The sequence below is a fragment of the Vibrio sp. Y176 genome (genome assembly GCF_033438945.1).
The window spans coordinates 1-579 of record NZ_JAWOQS010000878.1 but is presented as its reverse complement, the minus strand read 5'-3'; the positions used below and the strand labels follow the sequence as shown (position 1 = coordinate 579).

Sequence of the window (579 nt, the reverse complement as noted above, 5' to 3'; positions counted from 1 at the left end):
ATCACCGCCAAGAATGGCGTTGCCTTTCGAGCGGATGGTACCGTCTTCGATGATCGGCTCGACACCAATGCCCGGCGATACCGTATCCCTGTGACAGCTCAATAGGATTGAGCCGTCTTTTTTCCCTTCTAAACGTGCGTACACGTTGAAGCCATTAGAAATGTGTTCTGGTACAGGAAGCTTGTGAACCGTAAAGCCTAGTTCGCCCAGTTGCTCAGCCAGCGTTTCTGCAATTTGTTTTTCATTCATAGATTCGCTGTCGATACGAACCAGTTGGCAGAAATGTTCAACTAGACGTTCTTGATTAATTTGTGTCATTTGGGTGTCTCTTTCTTTTGGGGTCGAGGGCGATACCGAGAAACGATGTGAATTCGAAATCAATGGCACGGACTCGAAAGGGAACAGGATCTCTCTTATTGCACAGCTTTATGTAGGTGAAGCTGCGTTGAATCAAAGAAAATCACTGCCTGACACGATTCTGACCGAGGATAATGCCAGAAGTGACGACGCAATCACGAAAGTGGTTTAGCAAGTGACAATTTGGTAATTGAGAGCGGAGACAGTAATGCACTATGGCTC

Annotated in this window: 1 protein-coding gene and 1 pseudogene; one reads left to right on the top strand and one right to left on the bottom strand. The window is 46.6% G+C overall.

What is annotated here, in order from left to right; genetic code table 11:
* Positions 1-318: pseudogene (locus tag R7O13_RS29185) on the bottom strand (peptidase M20); the annotation flags it as partial.
* 4 nt (positions 319-322) lie between these two features.
* On the opposite strand from R7O13_RS29185, the gene R7O13_RS29180 reads away from it, so the two are divergent.
* Positions 323-529 (top strand): hypothetical protein, encoded by a 207-nt coding sequence (locus R7O13_RS29180; protein ID WP_005495440.1) that lies wholly within the window; start codon positions 323-325, stop codon positions 527-529.
* Positions 530-579 lie beyond the last annotated feature (50 nt).